The organism is Trichocoleus sp. Lan (genome assembly GCF_039961855.1).
GTDB lineage: Bacteria > Cyanobacteriota > Cyanobacteriia > Cyanobacteriales > FACHB-T130 > FACHB-T130.
The window spans coordinates 1-20,070 of sequence record NZ_JAMPKA010000036.1; the positions used below are offsets into that span (position 1 = coordinate 1).

Sequence of the window (20,070 nt, forward strand, 5' to 3'; positions counted from 1 at the left end):
GCAAGGGGGCATGGCGGCGGGAGTTGTCTCTTTCATTTATCACACCATAACGTGAAATGGTTGCCATGCCTGTATTATACCTTTTTAGAGTCTTGTTTTTCGTTTAAGCACCGTTAACATTGGCTTTCGTAACCTCAACCCAACCTACAGAATCATATCTTTGAACTAAACCAATTTTTTAATATTCCCAAAAGCACGATAGAAACCGCCGCGAGAAGATTCGCGCACCTCTTCCACCAGATAACGCGCACCTTCGGAGCGAATCTCCTGAGGAAATTGCACTTTCCAACTGGGATTATAACCAGGAGAAACAGCGCGAATTCTTAACTTCCCACCTTCTTTAAAGCACTCGACAATTACTCCCTGACTGGCGTTCGATGTCGTTTCTAAAGTATTAGAAGGAACGGCTGCGGCAACGGCAGTAGGTGCTTTAATGTTAATAGCCTGGGGAACTGTACCCGCTTGCGCCGCTTTGATTGCAGCTTCACTAGCATCGATGCAAGCAAGAGAACCATCGGTGGTGACGATGTAGAGATGGTCATCTATAAACTGCATGGAGAAGGCAGAACCGCAGCCAGTGGCTAGTTTCCAAAGACGCTCTCCTTGTTGACTAAAACAATAAATCGAGGAGCAATTGTCGCCTGCAAAGACATATTTACCTTCTTCAGCAGTGGCGCAAGAATAAACGGGCGCATCACATTGATAAATTGTGCTAACTTCGCCTTTCTTAGTGAAGCAATAAACTTGATTCTCACTGGTACTAGCATATACAAATGCTTCTTCTTGCCAGCCAAACAGCACCCCGCCACGAGTTTTTTGATTCCAGATTTTCGTTCCATCTTCCCAGTCATACATCGTCACGCCGTTGCTGTGTCCGTGATAAATTCCAATCTCATCGCAGCGCACCATCCAGCCATACTCGCCACTACTTTTTTTAGTCCATTGAGACTCATCTTCGTGATTGATAGTTGTAACATTTCCAGCGTCATCAGAAACACCGAGAATGGCATCTTTGATATCCAGCCAGAAGATATTCACATTGGGGGCAATTTCATAAGCGACACGAGGAATTTTTCCAGTCAAATCGTATACTTTGCCATCATCGCATCCCGCATAAAGCCAGCCTTCATCAGCAACAATACACTTCACGCCGTCAGGAAGACGAAACTGATTTTGGACAATTCCCGTATGGCTAAGAGCAAAAATTTGACCCACTTGATTGCCAACCCAACAGCGCGAGTTGTCAATAAAGATGCCGAAAGCAGGGGAAGAAGAGGCAAATTTCCAAACTACAGGTGCTTGGTTTGCAGTTGAGCGATCGCTCTTTATTTCCCGTCGAGTCACGGGACGTTTACTTCGCACGCCCATAACTGCTTGTTCGTAACCTTTCTTCAGTTTCTCATTAATCTTTTTGGTCGCCTCAGCTTTAGCTTTTTCCGGGGTTGGATAGGTTTTAACTTGAGTTTGTCCTGAGTCACCAATGCGACCGTAACGAATCGATACTTCCGTACCGTTGACAATTACTTCATAAAATTTGTGAGAACTACTATCTGACTCTGACAATTCTAGATACGTTTTCTCTTGAGTCATTTTTTCCTCCAATTCTGTATGTATTAATAAATATCTATCTTGCCTAAAATTTTCCATTCTTAATTCAGTATTCTGCCGTGTTAAAAGGAGAAAATTAAAATTTCAAAAATAGCATAAATCCTCTTTTAACTTTGCACTTTGCATTCATAAATGAAAATCAGTAAAATTTCAGCTCAAGCTCACTTCCTTGGATTCGTATATGTATGTCAACTTTATATCAAATAAATATAGTAATTAAAGTAGAATTAAGAAAAAAGTCCATTTGTTAACTTTTTATAAAAATTGGACATAAAACATTTTTTATTGATAAATACAGATTTATATATTTTTTGTAAAATCATTAACATCCCAGTCTTTTCGGTTGGTCTTGCAATCCTGAAAAATTCACCACTGGCAGGCGAATCTCAAGAATAAGTTTTTTGAACGAGGATTAGATGCAGTTCCAGATGGCAAGCAATGTTTTTACAAGCATTAAAATACACTTGGTTAGACTCTTTTAATCCTTTTTACTCAAACTATCTCTAACATTTGGCTACATTTATTTGGACAAGTCAAGAAAGCAATTAGTATTTTAGGTTACATTTTTTAGAGTGTCAGAAAGATGACTTTCCCAAACTGTGTATACACTGATATTCACTGAGGAGCAAACTATATTTCCGTATAAATACGCTTTCAATTAATCGAATAAAGTTTTAATTTTACTTCAGCACAATAGGCTGATCTAGTGTTCACTTACAAAAAGCGTCTCTAACTGGACTGGATCGCCTACAAATCCGTAAATGGCATAATTATGAGAACAATTCCGGGATATCAGATTTTTGAGCTAATTTATGAAAGTAGCAAGTCGCTTGTGTATCGAGGATGCCGACTTCGGGATAATTTGCCTCTTATTCTTAAGGTTATCAAAGAAGACTATCCATTACCAGAAGAAATTTCTAGGTATAAGCAAGAATATGAAATTACCCGTTCGTTGAATCTAGATGGTGTTGCTAAAGCGTATGATTTAAAATCATATCAAAATACTCTAGTAATGCTCTTGGAGGATTTTGGGGGTCAATCTCTAAAGATATTGATGGACAAACAAAATTTTACAGTTTTAGAAGCTATTAAAATTACTATAAAAATTGTTGAAACTTTAGCTAAGCTGCATAATTTAAACATTATTCACAAAGATATTAATCCATCTAACATTGTTTTTGACCCAAAAAGTAGGCAAGTCAAATTTATTGATTTTGGGATTTCCAGCGTTTTGTCGCGGGAAAACCCTACCCTAAAAAATCCCAATGTTTTAGAAGGCACTCTTGCCTATATGTCGCCAGAGCAAACTGGCAGAATGAATCGTTCGCTGGATTATCGTACTGACTTTTACTCCCTTGGCGTTACCTTCTACGAGCTTCTCACTGGCAGACTACCTTTTAATGGTACTGATGCAATAGAGTTAGTACATAATCATATTGCGCTTACGCCAATTCCGCCTCATAAGTTTAATCAAAGCATTCCCAAAGCAGTTTCGGACCTTGTTATGAAATTGCTGGCTAAAACTGCTGAAGATAGATACCAAAGTGCTTATGGAATTCAAGCAGATTTAGAATATTGTCTAACTCAATTAGAAATAAATAACCAAATTCCAGAGTTCTCTCTCGGTCGTCATGATATCTCTAATAAATTTCAAATCCCTGAGAAGCTCTATGGCAGAGGGCAAGAAATTAATACGTTACTAACAGCATTTGAACGAGTGAGTCAATTCTCGTTTGGTAAGCCAATGCCAGGGGATATTGAGATGATGTTGGTGTCGGGTTATTCTGGCATCGGCAAGTCATGTTTAGTGCAAGAAATTTACAAACCAATCACTCAACAGCGAGCTTATTTCATTTCTGGGAAATTTGACCAGTTTCAGCGGAGTATTCCCTATTCTGCTGTTGTCAGCGCCTTTTCTGCCTTAATCCAGCAACTTTTAACGGAAAGCGAAGCACAGCTCAACCAGTGGAAAGAAAAACTCCTAGAAGCCCTTGGCTCTAACGGGCAAATTATTATTGATGTTATTCCTGAGGTAGAACTCATTGTCGGTTCTCAGCCTAGAGTTCAAGAATTAGGGCCAACTGAATCCCAAAACCGCTTTAATTTAGTCTTTCAAAACTTTATTCGGGTATTTTGCCAACAAGAACATCCATTAGTCATCTTTCTGGATGATTTGCAGTGGGCTGACTCTGCCACGCTCAAATTGATGGAGTTGATGATGACGGATGATCAAACGCACTATCTATTTCTCATTGGAGCATATCGGGATAATGAAGTCAGCTCCACTCATCCCTTGATGATTACGCTGGATAGTTTACGCGATGATGGAGCTATCATCAACCAGATTAATCTAGCACCTTTAGAACTTGAGCATATTACCCACTTGATTGCTGACACCTTGCATACGGATAGGGAATCAGTAAGATCCTTAGCTTCCCTCATCCTGCGTAAAACAGAAGGAAATCCCTTCTTTGTCAATGAATTTCTAAAAACCCTATATCAGGAAAACCTGCTTACCTTCACCCCCCCTCAGACCTTTCTTACTCAGGGGGAAGAAGAGGCAAGTAAAGCCCTATGGCAATGGGACATCGCTCAAATTGAAGCGTTGGGTATTACTGATAATGTTGTCGAATTAATGATAGGAAAATTAAAAAAGTTGCCGAATTCAACACAGCAGGCTTTACGGTTAGCAGCTTGTGTCGGCAATAGTTTCGATTTAAATACCCTGTCTATCATTTATGAGAAATCAATTTATGAAACTTTTAAAGACCTTTTGCCAGCTCTGAAAGAAGAATTAATTAAGCCTACTTCTGTGTTGGAAACGACCGAAGAGGAAGGGGTTAGTTCTCAACTATTAGTTTTTAATTATAAATTTTCACACGACCGCGTGCAACATGCAGCTTATGCACTGATTGATAACTCGCTTCAAAAAGCAGTTCATCTCAAAATTGGCAATCTCCTTTTAGCAAGTACGCCTTTGGAAGACCAGATAGAAATAATTTTTAAATTAGTCGATCATCTAAATATCGGTTCTGACTTAATTGTCGATGAAGAGGCAAAAATTGAATTAATAATATTGAATTTGGAAGCAGCTCGAAAAGCGAAAGATGCAACCGCATACAGCTCAGCACTTCACTATTTGACTGCTTGTATGAATGTTTTACCAAGCGATATTTGGGTAAAACGCTACGATCTAGCTTTTTCATTGCATAAAAAACGAGCCGAAATTGAGTATTTAAACGGTAATTTTGCTCAGGCTGAAGCCTTGCTGGAGCTAACCCTATCTCAAGCAAAATCAGTTCTCGACAAAGCTGAAGTTTATAATATGCTGATTGTGCAGCATACCATGCTTGCGAAATATCAAGAGGCAATTCAAGCAGGGCGTAATGCTCTTAGTCTGCTAGGAATTGACTTACCTGAAGGGGAATTAGCAACAGCAGTTGAGCTAGAAATAGGCGAAGTTAATAAGAAATTAGAAACCCATGAGATTGGGTCTTTAATTAATTTAGAAGCCATAAAAATTCCGGAAGTAAAAGCAGCAGTCAAATTGTTAGCAAACATGGGGCCTTTAGCATATTTTGTCAATTTTGACCTTTGGCAGCTAGTTACTGTTAAAACAGTTAATCTTTCTCTCACCTATGGTTATGCATCAGGAGCAGCGTATAGCTACTCGTGTTATGGAATGATACTCAGCGCAATTTTAGGGAATTCTCACTCTGGTTATGAGTTTGGGGTCTTAGCAACTAAACTAAGTAATAAGTTTAATAATGTAGCTCAAAAATGTGCAGAATTGGTGGTTCTTGCCAATTACTTGAGTAATTGGGTGAAGCCAATTAAGTTTAGTCATACAATTAATGATGAGGCATATAAAACGGGGCTAGACTTTGGAGATTTGCAATGGGCAGGTTATACTCGTCTTCACAAAGTCATTGCTTCCTTCCATCAATGTAAAAGTTTAGAGCAAAGTTTAAAACAAATACCTCAGTCTTTGCTATTTTGCCAAAAGAGTAAAAATCAATGGGCAATTGATATAATTTTAGGTTATAACCTAGCGGTGTCGAACTTGATAGGCATGACTGCTGGAACCTTATCTTTTGAAAATGATGGGATTAGCGAATCCAACTTCTTGACAAGTTGCGAACAACATCAAAGTTCGGCGGCAATTTGTGAATTCCATATTTTAAAAGCCCAAATTCTTTACTTATACGAAAAACCGGATTTAGCTTTGAACAGTAGTTTGTTAGCTTCAAAGCTACTTACTTCTATTTTCGGTCATATCTCAGTATCTACACATAACTTTTATCACTCACTGATTCTAGTTGCTCTCTATCCGAATGCTTCAGAATCTGTACAAAAACAATCTTGCGAGACGTTAGCAGCGAATCAAAAGCAGATGAAGATTTGGGCAGACAACTGTCCAGAAAACTTTCTACACAAGTACCTGTTAGTAGAAGCTGAAATTAGTCGCATCACTGGCAATGATTTAGAGGCGATAGACTTGTATGAACGCGCCATTGAGTCCGCAAAAGAAAATGAGTTTATTCAGAATGAAGCTTTAGCGAATGAACTCGCTGCTAAGTTTTGGTTAGCGAAAGGAAAAGAGAAGTATGCTAAAGTCCATATTACAGAAGCTTATTACGGCTATCAACGTTGGGGAGCTAAGCGCAAAGTAGAAGATTTAGAGGAAAAATATCCGCACTTTCTGACTAAAACATCTATTCTGCCTCGCGTCAAAGATACTCCCACGACTACTGGACATTCCTCTACGGGTAGTAGTTCTAATACGTTGGACTTCACCACTGTGATGAAAGCTAGTCAAGCGATCGCTGCTTGTATCGTGTTGGATAAGTTACTGGCTTCTTTAATGAAAATATCTATCGAGAATGCTGGCGCACAAAAAGGTTTACTACTCTTGGTAAGAGATGAAAAACTGCTGATTGAAGCCCGTTCATCGGTTGAATCAAAAGAGGTTGTTGTTCGGCAGTCAACTCCGCTTAAAGGTTGTCAAGAGTTACCTCTGACAGTGATTAATTATGTAAAAAGAACTCGCTCAGATGTGGTTCTAAATGATGCGGCTAGTGAGGGAAAGTTTATTAATGACTCTTATATAGAGCTAAATAAATTGAAGTCCGTTCTCTGTATGCCTATCCTTAATCAAGGGAAATTAATCGGTATTCTTTATTTAGAAAATAATCTGACATCCGGAGCTTTTACTCCCGATAGGATAGAAGTTTTAAGAGTACTTTCAGCTCAGGTAGCAATTTCTCTGGAAAATGCTATGCTTTACAATTCGATGGAACAAAAAGTCCAAGAGAGGACGCATGAGCTAAATGAAAAAAATGTACGGTTATCCCAAACTCTACAAGAACTTAAGCGTACTCAGACGCAATTAATTCAGACCGAGAAAATGTCTAGCTTGGGTCAATTAGTAGCGGGAGTTGCCCACGAAATTAATAACCCAGTTAACTTTATCTACGGCAACCTTGTCCACGTTAATGAATATACTCAAGACCTACTAAACCTAATGCAGCTATATGCCAAGCATTATCCCAATCCGGTGTCTGAGATTCAAGACGAAGCGGAGGCGATAGAAGTAGATTTCTTAGTTGAAGATTTACCAAAAATGCTGTCCTCGATGAAGGTGGGGGCTGACAGAATTCGTCAAATTGTCCTGAGTTTGAGGAATTTTTCGCGCCTTGATGAGGCAGAAATGAAAGAGGTCGATGTTCACTCAGGGCTAGATAGTACGTTATTAATTCTGCAAAACCGCCTGAAGGCTAAGACAGAAATTCCGGCTATTAAAGTGATTAAAGAGTATGGTTCGCTGCCGCTCATAGAGTGTTATGCAGGTCAGCTTAACCAAGTATTTATGAATCTTCTGGCTAATGCGATCGATACTTTGGAAGAAGTCATGAATAATGGTTCAAAAACAATAGGAGATTACCAGGAAATAGCCCAGGCATCTTGTTTATCTTCCTGGGAACGAAAAGAACAAAATTCTCTTAACCAATTGCGAGTTAGCGATTACCAATTACCAACAATTCGGATTCGCACCTGTGTCGTAGACGAAAGTCGGGTTCTGATTACCATTGCTGATAATGGCCCTGGGATGACAGAGGAAGTCAAAAAACGTATTTTCGATCCTTTCTTTACTACAAAACCGATTGGTAAAGGGACAGGGCTAGGGTTAGCAATTAGTTACCAGATTGTGGTGGAAAAACACGGCGGTCAATTACAATGTTTTTCCACACTTGGGCAGGGAACTGAATTTATTGTTGAGATTCCGATCCGTCCGCAACATTAACCTTTGTCTTCACAAGCCGATCTCCTTTATCAGATAGAGGACAAGCAGCATTCTCAGTAATTTTGCTTAAACATTTCTTTATGTAAAGCTCATAGTTACGCACATTCACATACGCACATTCACGGTGGACTAGGGATGTAGAGAAAGGCTACCACTGAGGGGTAAGGTTAGCGGGAAGAGATAAGTCATGCAGCTCCTAGACAATTGCTCGATTGCTACCGAGAGAAAAGTAGGACTTCACCAATTGTATGTAGAAGATATCGTGAGATGCACCACGCTATCAGAAGCAGTGCTGATGGTAAATAAGGCTTATGATTTCCACCGTCATCCTTACTTTATGTGGATGCAGGCACCCTCTACCTCACGGGCACAATTTCTTTGCACACAGCTACCAATTTGTTTTGCAATTGAGTCATTTTCGCAATCATTAGCGGCAGTTTTGGCTCGGACTCCAGTATTAGAACGGCGACTTTCTGTGATGGAAAACGTGGCTGAAGAACATGGTCACGGCAATTTATTGACCTCTCACAAATACACCTTCCGCCAATTTTTGCGGGCTTTAGGTGCCACTCCAGAAGATTTAGAACTACCCTGTCCTGCATCAGTGTTAGCTTTCAATCATTCACTTCTGGGCGACTGTCTGACGCAATCAAGTGAAGCGGGTGGAGCCGCTTTGGGGATGCTGGAGCATCTGTATTCGAGTGTTAGTGGGATGATCGCCCGCACGATTAACGAGCGAGGTTGGGCAGCACCGGGTAGCCAGTCACACTATACTGTCCACGAGGAACTTGACGTAGAACACGCACGAGAACTGTTGACTTTGGCAGAACCCAGTTGGGAGGAGCCACGCAACCGCGCTCATGTTGCTCAAGGGCTGGTGCTGGGTGCCCACTACTTATGGGCATTGTACGAATAGTAAGCCACGGTAAGAGCGATCGCTACATCACAGAGTACAGCGATCGCTCTTATCTTCCGACCTGTGCATTCTCAATACAGGTTCTTAACTGTTCGGTGAGAACCTGGACATGGGGTTTCTTGAGCATGGTTAGGTGATTGCCAGGAATGTTATAAATTTCCACTCCTCCTCCAGCTAGCTCGCCCCAACCCATACTTGGATCTTGATTCGCAGCGATATTTTGTTCGCTATTTTTCAAAAGAGTAATTTTGCTAGGATAGACTTGCGGCACATAGCTAAGCGCTGCTTGACTATTCGCTTGAAAAACCCTAAGTATCGATTTACTTCTTAATTCTTTTAATATTCGTTTTTTAGATTCTTTAGAGATTAGCTTGCTTTGGGGCTTGTCGGTAGCGGCTATAAGATAAAAATAATCCATAAAATAAGGCCATATATGTCGCGCTACTGTGTTCATCAGAAACTTTAAACCGTCCCCGAAGGAAGGTTTGTTTTTAGAAATTGGTGCGGAAGTATCTATCACAGCCAGTAGAGCTACTTTATGCCCAGTTTTTTGCAATTGTTGAGCCATTTCAAAAGCAACCAAGCCTCCAAAAGACCAACCTCCTAAAAAATAAGGGCCATTCGGCTGCACTGCACGTAAGGCATCAATATAATAAGCCGCTATATCCTCAATACGAGTTAATGGGGATTGTTCTCCGTCCATACCCAGAGGTTGTAGCCCATAAAATGGTTGTTCTGTCCCCAAATGATATGCGACTTCATAATAAGGAAAGATTACTCCTAAAATGGGATGAACGCAAAAGAAAGGTGGATTTTGACCTTTAGGCTGAATTGCAACTAAGGGCGACCAATACGGAGAATCAATTTCGGGAGATAGCGCCCTTGCTAGACCTTCAATGGTTGGATTTAAGAACAGGGTAGACAGCGGTAATTCGCGCTCAAATTGCTTGCGTATCTGCTCCATGAGGGTGATACTCAGCAGCGAATTTCCCCCTAAATCGAAGAAGTTATCGTAAATACTTACACGCTCGATGTTAAGAACTTTAACCCAGATTTTGGCGAGGACTGACTCAGTAGGATTACGAGGTTCAATGTAAGCCTTATCTAGGGTTTGGCTAGTTGAATTATCGGGTTCGGGTAAGTTCCGACGATCGACTTTGCCATTAGGTGTTAAAGGCAGAGCTTCTATCATGACAAAAGCTGAAGGAACCATGTATTCTGGCAACTTCTTCCTTAGGAAATCACGGAGTTCAATGATTGTAGGGGTAAAATTTTGGGCTGGCACAATATAAGCGATTAAACGCTTATCACCAGATATCTCTGTAGCAATTACCACCGTTTCTCTGACTGTCGGATGCTGAGTCAGCAGTGCCTCAATCTCTCCTAATTCGATGCGGAAACCGCGAATTTTTACTTGGTCATCAAGGCGACCTAAAAATTCAATGTTGCCGTCTGGTCGATAACGAGCTAAATCGCCGGTTTTATAAAGACGATCCTCGCTACCCCCCTTTAAAAGGGGGGAGAAAAAAGAATTTTTTCGGGTTTCTTCTTCATTTTCTATTTTTGCCTTTTTGAAAGGATTAAGAATAAATCGTTCGGTAGTTAAATCAGGGCGATTGAGATATCCCTGCGCCAGTCCATCACCCTGAATGTACAATTCGCCAGTAATTCCGATGGGTACAGGCTGTAAATATTTATCTAATATATAAATTTGAGTGTTAGCAATTGGGCGACCGATGGGCGGTTTTTTGCTATTGTCATTAATTTCTGAAATCGTAGCCCAAACAGTTGATTCAGTTGGTCCATAAGCGTTAAAAAATCTGCGATCAGAAGCCAATTTGTTTACAATATCTTTAGAACAAGATTCGCCGGCACAGATGATAGTTTGCAGCGCAGGAAGTTTTTCTGGTAATAGTGCGAGTACAGTAGGCGGGAGCGTGGCGTGAGTAATCGCATTCTCGCGCAATAACTTGATTAAAGGTTGTCCAGGTAGAAGAGATTCCTTTTTGGCTAAATAGAGGGTTGCTCCCGATCGCAATGCCATGACAATCTCGAAGATTGAGGCATCAAAACTCAAGGATGCAAATTGCAGGATGCGATCGCTTGGCTGTACCTTGAAAACTTCGAGCTGAGCTTCTGCTAAGTTAGATAGCCCTCTGTGCTGCACTAAAACGCCTTTTGGTTTTCCAGTTGAACCAGAGGTGTAGATGACATAAGCTAGATTTTCAGATGTTACGTTGCTGCTTGGGTTGTGTTGGGGATAGTGAGCGATCGCATCCCAGTCCGTATCCAAACAAACTATAGATAAACCATCTTGGCGATCCCCCCAACAGGTCTTTAACAGGGAGGCTAATTTGGATTGCGTTAATAAGATGGATATTTGAGCGTCTTCGAGCATGAAGCTAAGACGTTCTTGAGGATAGGTCGGATCTAAAGGCAGGTATGCTCCTCTCGCTTTGAGGATGCCTAACAGTCCTACAATCATCTCTAGGGAACGCTCTATACAGATGCCAACTAGAACGTCTGGAACTACCCCCAAGTGTTGTAGGTGGTGTGCAAGTTGATTGGCTCTGATGTTGAGTTCGCGGTAGGTTAATTGCTGATTTTCAAAGATGAGCGCAATCGCATCCGGAGTCTGCTCTACTTTTGCCTCAAATAACTGATGAAAACACTGGTTTTGCGGGTAATCTTTACTGGTATTATTCCAATCAATTAATAACTGTTGTCGTTCGGCTGCTGTTAATAAAGGTAACTCGCAAAGGCTTTGTTCTGGATTTGCGACAATACCTTCGAGCAGCGTTTGAAAATGCCCCAGCATCCGGGTAATGGTAGCGTCATTAAATAAATCAGTGCTGTAAATTACCTGTCCTCTGAGAGCTTCCGGAGATTCCCACAGGTGAAACTCTAGGTCAAACTTGGCGCTGGGGTTGTCAAAATCTAGATGCGAAAGTGTTAGTGCAGGTAACTCTAGCGCCTCGATTGGTGTATTTTGCAGGCTGAATGCAACCTGAAATAATGGATGCTGGCTCAGGTTACGCTCTGGATGCAGTTCCTCTACTAGCTTCTCAAAGGGTAAGTCTTGATGGGCATAAGCTTCTAGCGCAACCTCCCGGACTCTGCTCAGTAATTCCAGAAATGTTGGATTACCTGATAAGTTGGTACGCAGCACCAAACTATTAACAAAAAAACCAATTAATCCCTCAATTTCGCGGCGGTTGCGGTTGGCAATAGGCGAACCAACTACAATATCTGATTGCTGTGTGTAGCGGTAAAGTAAGGTTTGAAATGCCGCTAAAAGGGTCATGAACAGAGTCACCCCTTGGCGTTGCGAAAGTACCTCTAGTTCCTCACTTAGGCTTCTCGGTAACTCTAGAAATTGCGTTGCGCCTCGGTAGGTTGGAGTAGCTGGGCGAGGTTTGTCAGTGGGCAAGTTTAGTGAGGGGATATTGTCCAGCTGCTGTTTCCAGTAGGCTAACTGAGTCTCCAGAACCTCACCCTGTAGCCATTCGTGTTGCCAGTCAGCAAAGTCTGCATATTGGATGGGGAGTTCTGGCAAGGGCGCTCGCTCGTTATTGCCAAAAGCGGTATACAGCGTTCCGAGTTCCCGAATTAGCACTCCAATCGACCAGCCATCGGAGACAATGTGATGCAGATTCAGCAAAAGTACGTGTTCTGAGGCGTCTATCTGTAGCAGCATCACTCGCAGTAACGCGTCTTGAGATAAATCAAAAGAACGCGATCGCTCCTCAGTGGCTAGTCGTCGAGTTTCCGCTTCCCGTTCGGTTGCAGATAGATGCCGCAAATCTATAAGGGGCAAAGGTATGGTTAAGCTGGGAGCAATGACTTGAACGGGTTGCCCATCAAGCATCCTAAAAGTGGTACGCAAAGCTTCGTGGCGACGCACGATTTCGTTGAACGTCTCCTCCAGCGCCGAAGTGTTGAGCGAACCCGTCAGGCGAAGTGCAGTCGCTACATTGTAAAAGGTATTGCCAGGGAATAGCTGGTCGAGGAACCACAGCCGCTGCTGGGCAAAAGATGCCGGAAAGACAAAGACCTCCGCTTCTTGCTCAGTTACTTCTTGCTCAGTGTTGAGTGCTTTCTCATCAACCGTGAGGTCGTTGTCGGTAAAATTCTGAGTCATCCGCAGATTGTACCACTGGGCATAGTTGTTCGATTATGTTGCCCATTTCCCCGCTTTCTGGTCTTCACGGAGGCTGATTAGGCTGCGTCTATACCGCGCAAAGACGGTACAGAAGATTCATCAACTGTTCCCCATCTTCCAGGTAGGTCACGTACTCGCTTTCGCTTATCTTAACGTCCTTACCTTCCATATCTGAACCGTAGCGCTCAGCCATGACGACAATTGGCGTAGTGTTGAGCAGTTCCGCTCCCTGACATATACGCCGTCCCAGGTTAATAACCTCGTCTATCGGCATATCGAACTGGTTAATCAAAATCAGACTAGGGCGATCGCGCACACCACGCGCCAGGGCGATCGCGTCTTCTTCCTGTAGCGCCTCAATCACGTGGTAGCCCCAGATGGAAAGGTTATATTTCAAGAGCGGGCGTGTATCGTCATCTAGTTCAAATATCAGAATTGTCGGTAGCCTATCTTTTTTCTGGTTCATTTGTTGTCCTTTTGCTCCTCTTTAGACCGTTACTTGCAGACTGAGGAGAAGAGACCCTCTTCCAGCCTGACTTAATCTCTACGCAACCTGTACGCGATTGGATGAGGAGCAACGAAAGTGCTTCACTTTCTGCCGCACGAGTGAAGGTGAGAACGCTTTGATCAGCCATCTCTGTCCTTGGCTCCCAGCAAGCGATCGTATTCCTCTCTGAGAACCTGGAAACACTCGCACGCAGTCGCTTCCAGCCCCGCCTGATCCAGGATCTGGACGCGACCCCGGTTGTACCGAATGAGATCCCTCTCCTGAAGCTTTTGGGCGGCTTGGGTGACACCAGCGCGGCGCACGCCCAGCATGTGACCGAGGAACTCCTGGGTAAGCTTAAGGTCATCCGAATCAATGCGGTCTTGGGCTTCGAGCAGCCAGCGTGCTAAGCGTTGATCGAGAACATGGAGGCTGTTGCAGCCAGTGGTTTGCGATATCTGGGCAATCAGGGCTTGTGTGTAGCGCAGCAGTACGTCACGCAGCCCCTTATTGCGATCAAACTCCTCCAGCAGCACCCCTGCATCCACCTTGATCGCACTGCCCGCCATTTGTACGATGTATTCAGTCTGCGTGGTCTCCCTTCCGCCCATGAAGGCATTGACGCCGACCACTTCACGGTTGCCGACTAGACCCGCCTCAACCGTGGAGCCGTCAGTCATGGTGATGGTAATCGAGATCAGGCAATCGATGGGGAAATAGAGATCCTCGATAGTTTCACCAGGATGGTGGAGTATCTTGCCCTGTTCCAGCGAGACTCGCTTCAAGTTGGGAGCAAGCTTCTCGTATACCTCACGGGGTAGGACGCTAAGCAGTCGATTTTCAGTAGTCATCTGGAAAAATGTTAGAAGTCTTATATAAGTAATTAGACCTCTTGCAGGACTCTCATTGCAGCATCTGTACAAAAAAAAGTCCGTAACGATAACTTGAGTTCGGGTTAATTAGGCTCTGAAAGGGCAGAGACCGGAAAGTTCTCTAATCCATTTAGTTGAAGAACAGCAACCAGCAATGTGCAATCCTTGATTAGCCTAATCGCCAATCTTCATTCAGGATAGTTCTAAACGGCATCGGCATTCAGTACGGTTTCGTACTAATAAACCCGATGGATTGAGGAGATTTTTCTTAGCAATGATTGCAATCCAGCTTAAAAAGACAAAACAAAGATTTATAAGAATTTTGAAAGGTAAAAGATGGATAATTTTCGATCAATATTTATCATATTTTAGTCTGTGCAGCATTCAGCCTTTGTTTGTATAGACGCGACTTCATTCAGTTGCACCAATCCTAAAAATCTGTTCAGCAGTCAAATTTAACTCTGGAAACGTTGGCGAATCGATGCAATCACCACCCCTAAACTGACTCACCTGGTACTTACCCTCAACCATTGAGTAAACCGAAATAGTAGGTTGCTTGGGGTTGCCAATAAATCGCCTACCGCCTAATCCCAGGTAATCAACAATCCAGTATTCCGATCGCCTTCTGTTGCCGCACCTTCTATCTGATAAGCGGAGGTAGCCGCGCCCCAGATGAAGTTTTCTGGAAATTGGTCGTTGGCTTTCATCTGGTTTACGGTTGTTGGTTTTCTTTATTGAGAGAAGATAGCTTCATGCGACGATTTTCACGAGAAATTGGCACTAAGGCTGGGGCTTTGCTTTGAGTAGTGGTCTGCTGAAAACTAGCGATTGCTTTCGATAATTCTGCAATGGTCGGTGCCTCAAAGACACTACGCAAAGGTAACTCCACCGCGAATGCGTCGCGCACTCTAGAAACAAGCTGAGTCGCTAGTAAAGAATGTCCTCCTAATTCAAAGAAATTATCCTGAATACCCACCCGTTTAACTCCCAAAACCTCAGCAAAAATTTTCACTAATACTTCCTCAACCGGAGTTTGAGGTGCAACATAACTTCCTGCCAATTCTAGTTTGACTGGTTCGGGTGCAGGTAAAGCACGGCGATCGACTTTGCCATTAGGCGTAAGCGGCAGAGACTCTAGCACTACAAAAGCCGATGGCACCATATACTCAGGTAGCTTTTGGGTTAGATAAGTCTGCAATTGAGGGATTAACTTCCGAGCTGCTTTTGCTTGTAAGGGATTATTCGCATAAGATTGTAGCGATCGCAATTTAGTGCTGAGTGGCGAAGTAGTTTTCTTGTCTATTCCTTTGCTTACAAACACTACATCGTAGCGTCCTTCAGTGCCGGAATCTGACCAGCTAATATCAACGTTGTAAGGGACATCTAGACTATGAAAATCTTCTGGATCTACTCCTAGATTTTGGAGCTTTTGCAAAGCTTCGCGCATCTGTCCCGCCGTTTTAAATTCTGCTGCGCCTGACAGCAATTCTGCTGTTTTAACTGCTGCTGTTACCCGCGCATTAGGCACATTGGTAATGCTTAAGAGTTCTGGTTGATTCTCAACTAATCGCTGGCGTACAGCGGAGACGGTTAAGTTATTTTCGTGCCAGTCTAGGGAGGAACCCCTCCCCAGCCCTCCCCGCAACGGGGAGGGAGCCGGAGTATTCTTACTTCCCCCCGGTTCGGGGGGATTAAGGGGGGTTCTTTCAGAACGTATTTTAGGGTCAATATGCAGAATCGCGTTATAACGAAACTGTGTTAATTCATTGTGAGAACGGCCCCGGATTAGCTGAATTTGTACCTCGCTAATCTGGGGAAACCGCTGCTTTAATGCAGTGAAGAAAGCTGGATCAATTACTAACTCAGTTTCTTGGAAAATTTGCATTTCTACCCGTTGCTGCAACTGTTCGCGGGTGAGAGAAGGTTCGGCTTGATAAAGCTGTACTGAGGCGTGGAAAGCTTGCAATAGGGGGAGACTACGCACATCGCCAATGAAGATGAAGCCACCGGGAGCGATCGCATTTATTGCTCCCTCCACTACGCGCACCAGATAATCAATATTGGGAAAATATTGCACAACCGAGTTCAGAATCACCGTATCAAAGGCTTCGGACTCCACTCCCTCAAAGTCAGTCGCCAACTTCTGAAGCAATGTTACTTGAGGTAATTGTGCCAATTGCTCCTGGATGTAGTTAAGTGAAGCCGAGGAAAAGTCTGTCCCACAATATTTATTGCAGTGAGGCGCAATTCTAAACAACAATAAACCTGTTCCGCACCCAATTTCTAACACTCGACTCGGTTGCAAATCCAGAATTTCCACGACCTGGTTATCTACCCATTCACGCATCTGTTCTCCTGGAATAGGTTGATTAGTATAACTGCTATTCCAACCAACAATATTGAATGTTGGCTCTATATCAGCAGCAGATTGATTGTAAGTTTCGTTGTAGAGCATTTGCCATTGCGAAACCTGCTCATCTTGCATCAGTGCTGAGTTTGAATCTTCATTCAATAGGGACTCAGTATTCAAAGCCACATAAGCTACCAAACGGTTCTCGCCTGCTGCATCCTCACGAGTCATTACTACCGTTTGCAGCACTGCTGGATGCTGACTCAGTACCGCTTCAATTTCTCCCAACTCAATGCGGTAGCCGCGAATCTTCACCTGATCGTCGAGGCGACCTAAAAATTCGATATTGCCATCCGGTTGATAACGAACTAAATCGCCTGTTTTATAAAGACGTGCTTCTGGCTGATTGCTAAAAGGATTAGAAATGAATTTTTCAGCAGTTAAATCGGGACGGTTTAAATAACCTCGCGCTAGTCCATCACCGCCAATGTACAATTCACCAGCAACACCAATCGGTACAGGTTGTAAATGACTATCCAGCACATAAACTTGAGTGTTAGCAATGGGACGACCAATTGCAGGCGCGATCGCATTTCCTGATGATGCTGCTACATCTGCGATCGCTTCTTGCCCCTCTTTTGAAGGGGGGTTGGGGGGATATTCTGGCTTTTTAACAGCAACTATCCCGGAAGTTGTAACAACAGTATTCTCAGTTGGGCCATAATTATTCACTATCTGGAAAGGATATTCAGCCAAAGGATACTGATGTAATTTGTCTCCTCCTGTTAATAAGATTCGTAATGCTATATCTTTAGACCAATCTAATAACAAAACTTTCTCAGCTAAAGGGGTAGGCAAGAAGCTAATCGTTATTGATTTTGATACTAAAAAATCTCGCAGCTTTTCAGGCGATATCCTGATTTCATCATCGGTCAAATAAATTCTAGCTCCTGCACTCAAATAAGGCAAAATTTCCCATGTGCAAGCATCAAATGCACATCCCGCAACCTGCGTTACCCGGTCAAGCGGTGAAACTGCAAATGCTTGTTGATGCCAAAATACTAGATTTAGTAGTCCACTATGTTTAATTTGAACTCCTTTAGGCTTTCCAGTGGTGCCAGAAGTGTAAATAACATAAGCAAGGTTTTCTGAGGTAACGCTGCTGCTAGGATTATCTTCGCTTTCTTGGGAAATATTTTCCCAATCTTTGTCTAAACAAATTATTTTTGAATTTTGATTATTAAGGCGTTTGATATACTGTTCGCGTGTTAATAAAACTGGCACTTGAGCATCTTTAAGCATAAAACTTAAACGCTCAGGAGGGTAGCTGGGGTCTAAAGGTAGGTAGGCTCCACCTGCTTTCAGGATGGCTAACATCCCGATTATCATCTCAAGCGATCGCTCTACGCAAAGTCCTACTAAAATTTCCGCACCGATACCCAATCTTTGCAAATAACGTGCAAGTTTGTTGCTGCGTATATTTAACTCTTGGTAGGTGAGTTTTTTATCTTCAAATACTAGAGCAATCGCATCTTTATTCTGCTCTACCTGTGCTTCAAATAGCTGATGAACACACAAATCATTGGGATAATCTACTTTGGTATTATTCCATTGCACTAACAGTTGATGTAGTTCAGCTTCACTTAATATCGGTAATTCGGTAACTCGTTGCTCTGGATTCGCAACAATGCCCTCTAGCAATATTTGGAAATGTTCCAGCATTCGGTTAATCGTGGCTGCATCGAATAAATCGGTGCTGTATACGACAAAGCCGCTAATTCCTTCTGAGCTATCTACCCCTAACCCATTATTTTCCTTTTGCTCCCACAAGTGGAACTCTAAATCAAATCGCGTTGTTTCTGTATCAACAAATTGCAACGGGCTTAAGGTTAAACCTGGTAGTTCTAGCGCCGACATTGGCGCATTTTGTAATGCAAACACCACCTGAAATAGGGGATTTTGATTCAAATTGCGCTCTGGATGCAGTTCCTCCACCAACTTTTCAAAAGGCAAATCTTGGTGAGCATACGCTCCCAGAGATACTTCTCGCACTTGAATCAAAAGTGAGCGAAACGTTGGGTTTTGACCGAAGTTGATACGCAACACTAAACTATTAACAAAAAAACCAATCAACCCTTCTATTTCGCTGCGGTTGCGGTTGGCAATTGGCGAACCTACTGCAATATCTTCTTGCTGCGTGTAGCGGTACAGCAAGGTTTGAAATGCTGCAAGTAAAGTCATAAACAAAGTTACGCCTTCTTGCTGGCTTAAGGCTTCTAACGCCTTGCTTAGGCTTTTTGGTAGTTGCAAAAGTTGCGTTGCACCCCGGTAGCTTTGAACTGCTGGTCGAGGTCTGTCAGTAGGCAAATTTAAGATAGAAATACCCTCTAATTGCCGCCGCCAGTAAGCAAGTTGGGTTTCCAATACTTCCCCTTGCAACCACTCACGTTGCCAGTGGGCAAAGTCTGCATACTGAATAGGTAGTTCTGGTAAAGGTGTAGAGACGGAAAATTGATCGTCTTTACAAGAAGCAAAGGTGGTGTAAAGTGCCGCTAACTCGCGAATTAGTACCCCCATAGACCAGCCATCGGAGACAATATGATGCAGAACCAGCAGTAGCACATATTCTGACTCATCCAACCGCAGTAGCGTTACTCGCAGAAAAGGGTCTTTGGACAAATCGAAAGGGCGTTGAGCTTCTTGGGTGGTGATGCGTCGCGCTTCGGTTTCTAATTCTCCTAGCCCTTTCAGGGCGGCTTCGCCAACAGAGACGCATCGCGAACGCAAATCTATTACTGGTAGCGGTACAGTTAACGTGGATGCGATCGCTTGTACGGGTTGCCCTTCCACCGTTACAAAAGTGGTGCGTAAAGCTTCGTGACGGCGCACAATTTCGTTAAAAGTCTTCTCCAGGGCTGCTAAATTTAACGAACCGACCAGACGCACCGCTGCCGGAACATTATAGAAAGCATTGTTAGGGACTAATTGATCCAGAAACCACAGCCGCTGTTGTGCAAAGGATAGCGACAGATTTCTGTCCCGCAAAATGGGTGTAAGGCTTATCGGAGTAGCGTTTTTGGTAACGTTAGCTGTCCTTAGAAATGAGAGAATTTCAGCTTTGCGTTCAGCTATCTCTGCACGTAGTTCTGCGGTGAGGCTTCCTTCTGGGGCGTTACAGCGCAGGCGTTCTCCATCGACAAAAACCTGAATATCTAAGCTACGGAGGTAAGATAAAAACTCAACTGTTTTCAAAATTAAACCTCTTCTAGGACACTACCCGCTAGAGGAGTGTACTTGCTATTGACCCGACTGTGGTCTAACCTCGGTATGACGTTGGAAGACAACGCAGTCAACATCCTACCCTAAAGGTT

The 20,070-nt window shown here is 43.1% G+C and carries 7 protein-coding genes and 2 pseudogenes; 2 read left to right on the forward strand and 7 right to left on the reverse strand.

Going from position 1 to position 20,070, the window contains the following annotated elements; all coding sequences use genetic code 11:
• Window positions 1-165 precede the first annotated feature (165 nt).
• Window positions 166-1,590, reverse strand: a complete 1,425-nt coding sequence (locus tag NDA03_RS24060) for a WGR domain-containing protein (protein WP_348239378.1) — start codon at window positions 1,588-1,590, stop codon at window positions 166-168.
• Window positions 1,591-2,380: 790 nt separating this feature from the next.
• Here NDA03_RS24060 and NDA03_RS24065 point away from each other — a divergent pair.
• Together NDA03_RS24065 and NDA03_RS24070 are read left to right on the forward strand one after the other, a co-directional pair.
• The gene (locus NDA03_RS24065) at window positions 2,381-7,912 is read left to right on the forward strand and encodes an AAA family ATPase (RefSeq protein ID WP_348239379.1); all 5,532 of its coding nucleotides are present in this window, start codon (window positions 2,381-2,383) and stop codon (window positions 7,910-7,912) included.
• Between the two features lie 187 nt (window positions 7,913-8,099).
• Window positions 8,100-8,828, forward strand: a complete 729-nt coding sequence (locus tag NDA03_RS24070) for an iron-containing redox enzyme family protein (RefSeq protein WP_348239380.1) — start codon at window positions 8,100-8,102, stop codon at window positions 8,826-8,828.
• Window positions 8,829-8,877: 49 nt separating this feature from the next.
• Here NDA03_RS24070 and NDA03_RS24075 read toward each other — a convergent pair whose 3' ends face one another.
• From NDA03_RS24075 to NDA03_RS24100, 6 genes and pseudogenes are all read right to left on the reverse strand, one after another.
• A complete protein-coding gene (locus tag NDA03_RS24075) occupies window positions 8,878-12,969 on the reverse strand; it encodes an amino acid adenylation domain-containing protein (protein WP_348239381.1) in 4,092 nt (1,363 codons plus the stop codon).
• Window positions 12,970-13,057: 88 nt separating this feature from the next.
• Complete coding sequence (locus NDA03_RS24080; RefSeq protein WP_190412279.1) at window positions 13,058-13,456, reverse strand: hypothetical protein; 399 nt, start codon at window positions 13,454-13,456, stop codon at window positions 13,058-13,060.
• A gap of 161 nt (window positions 13,457-13,617) precedes the next feature.
• Window positions 13,618-14,400: a Crp/Fnr family transcriptional regulator gene (locus NDA03_RS24085; RefSeq protein WP_348239382.1), complete on the reverse strand. Its 783-nt coding sequence runs from the start codon at window positions 14,398-14,400 to the stop codon at window positions 13,618-13,620.
• A 360-nt stretch (window positions 14,401-14,760) separates the two neighbouring features.
• A pseudogene (locus NDA03_RS24090) lies at window positions 14,761-14,964 on the reverse strand (Uma2 family endonuclease); the annotation flags it as partial.
• Window positions 14,964-15,056, reverse strand: a pseudogene (locus tag NDA03_RS24095) (family 1 glycosylhydrolase); the annotation flags it as partial. The pseudogenes NDA03_RS24095 and NDA03_RS24090, both read right to left, overlap by 1 nt.
• A 5-nt stretch (window positions 15,057-15,061) precedes the next feature.
• Window positions 15,062-19,951, reverse strand: coding sequence for an amino acid adenylation domain-containing protein (locus NDA03_RS24100; protein WP_348239383.1), 4,890 nt, complete (start codon window positions 19,949-19,951; stop codon window positions 15,062-15,064).
• Between the last annotated feature and the right edge of the window lie 119 nt (window positions 19,952-20,070).

What these genes read in the sequence shown, in the direction of transcription:
- NDA03_RS24060 (WP_348239378.1), bottom strand. Translation starts at nt 1,590, where the DNA reads ATGACTCAAGAGAAAACGTATCTAGAATTGTCAGAGTCAGATAGTAGT.
- NDA03_RS24065 (WP_348239379.1), top strand. Translation starts at nt 2,381, where the DNA reads ATGAGAACAATTCCGGGATATCAGATTTTTGAGCTAATTTATGAAAGT.
- NDA03_RS24070 (WP_348239380.1), top strand. Translation starts at nt 8,100, where the DNA reads ATGCAGCTCCTAGACAATTGCTCGATTGCTACCGAGAGAAAAGTAGGA.
- NDA03_RS24075 (WP_348239381.1), bottom strand. Translation starts at nt 12,969, where the DNA reads ATGACTCAGAATTTTACCGACAACGACCTCACGGTTGATGAGAAAGCA.
- NDA03_RS24080 (WP_190412279.1), bottom strand. Translation starts at nt 13,456, where the DNA reads ATGAACCAGAAAAAAGATAGGCTACCGACAATTCTGATATTTGAACTA.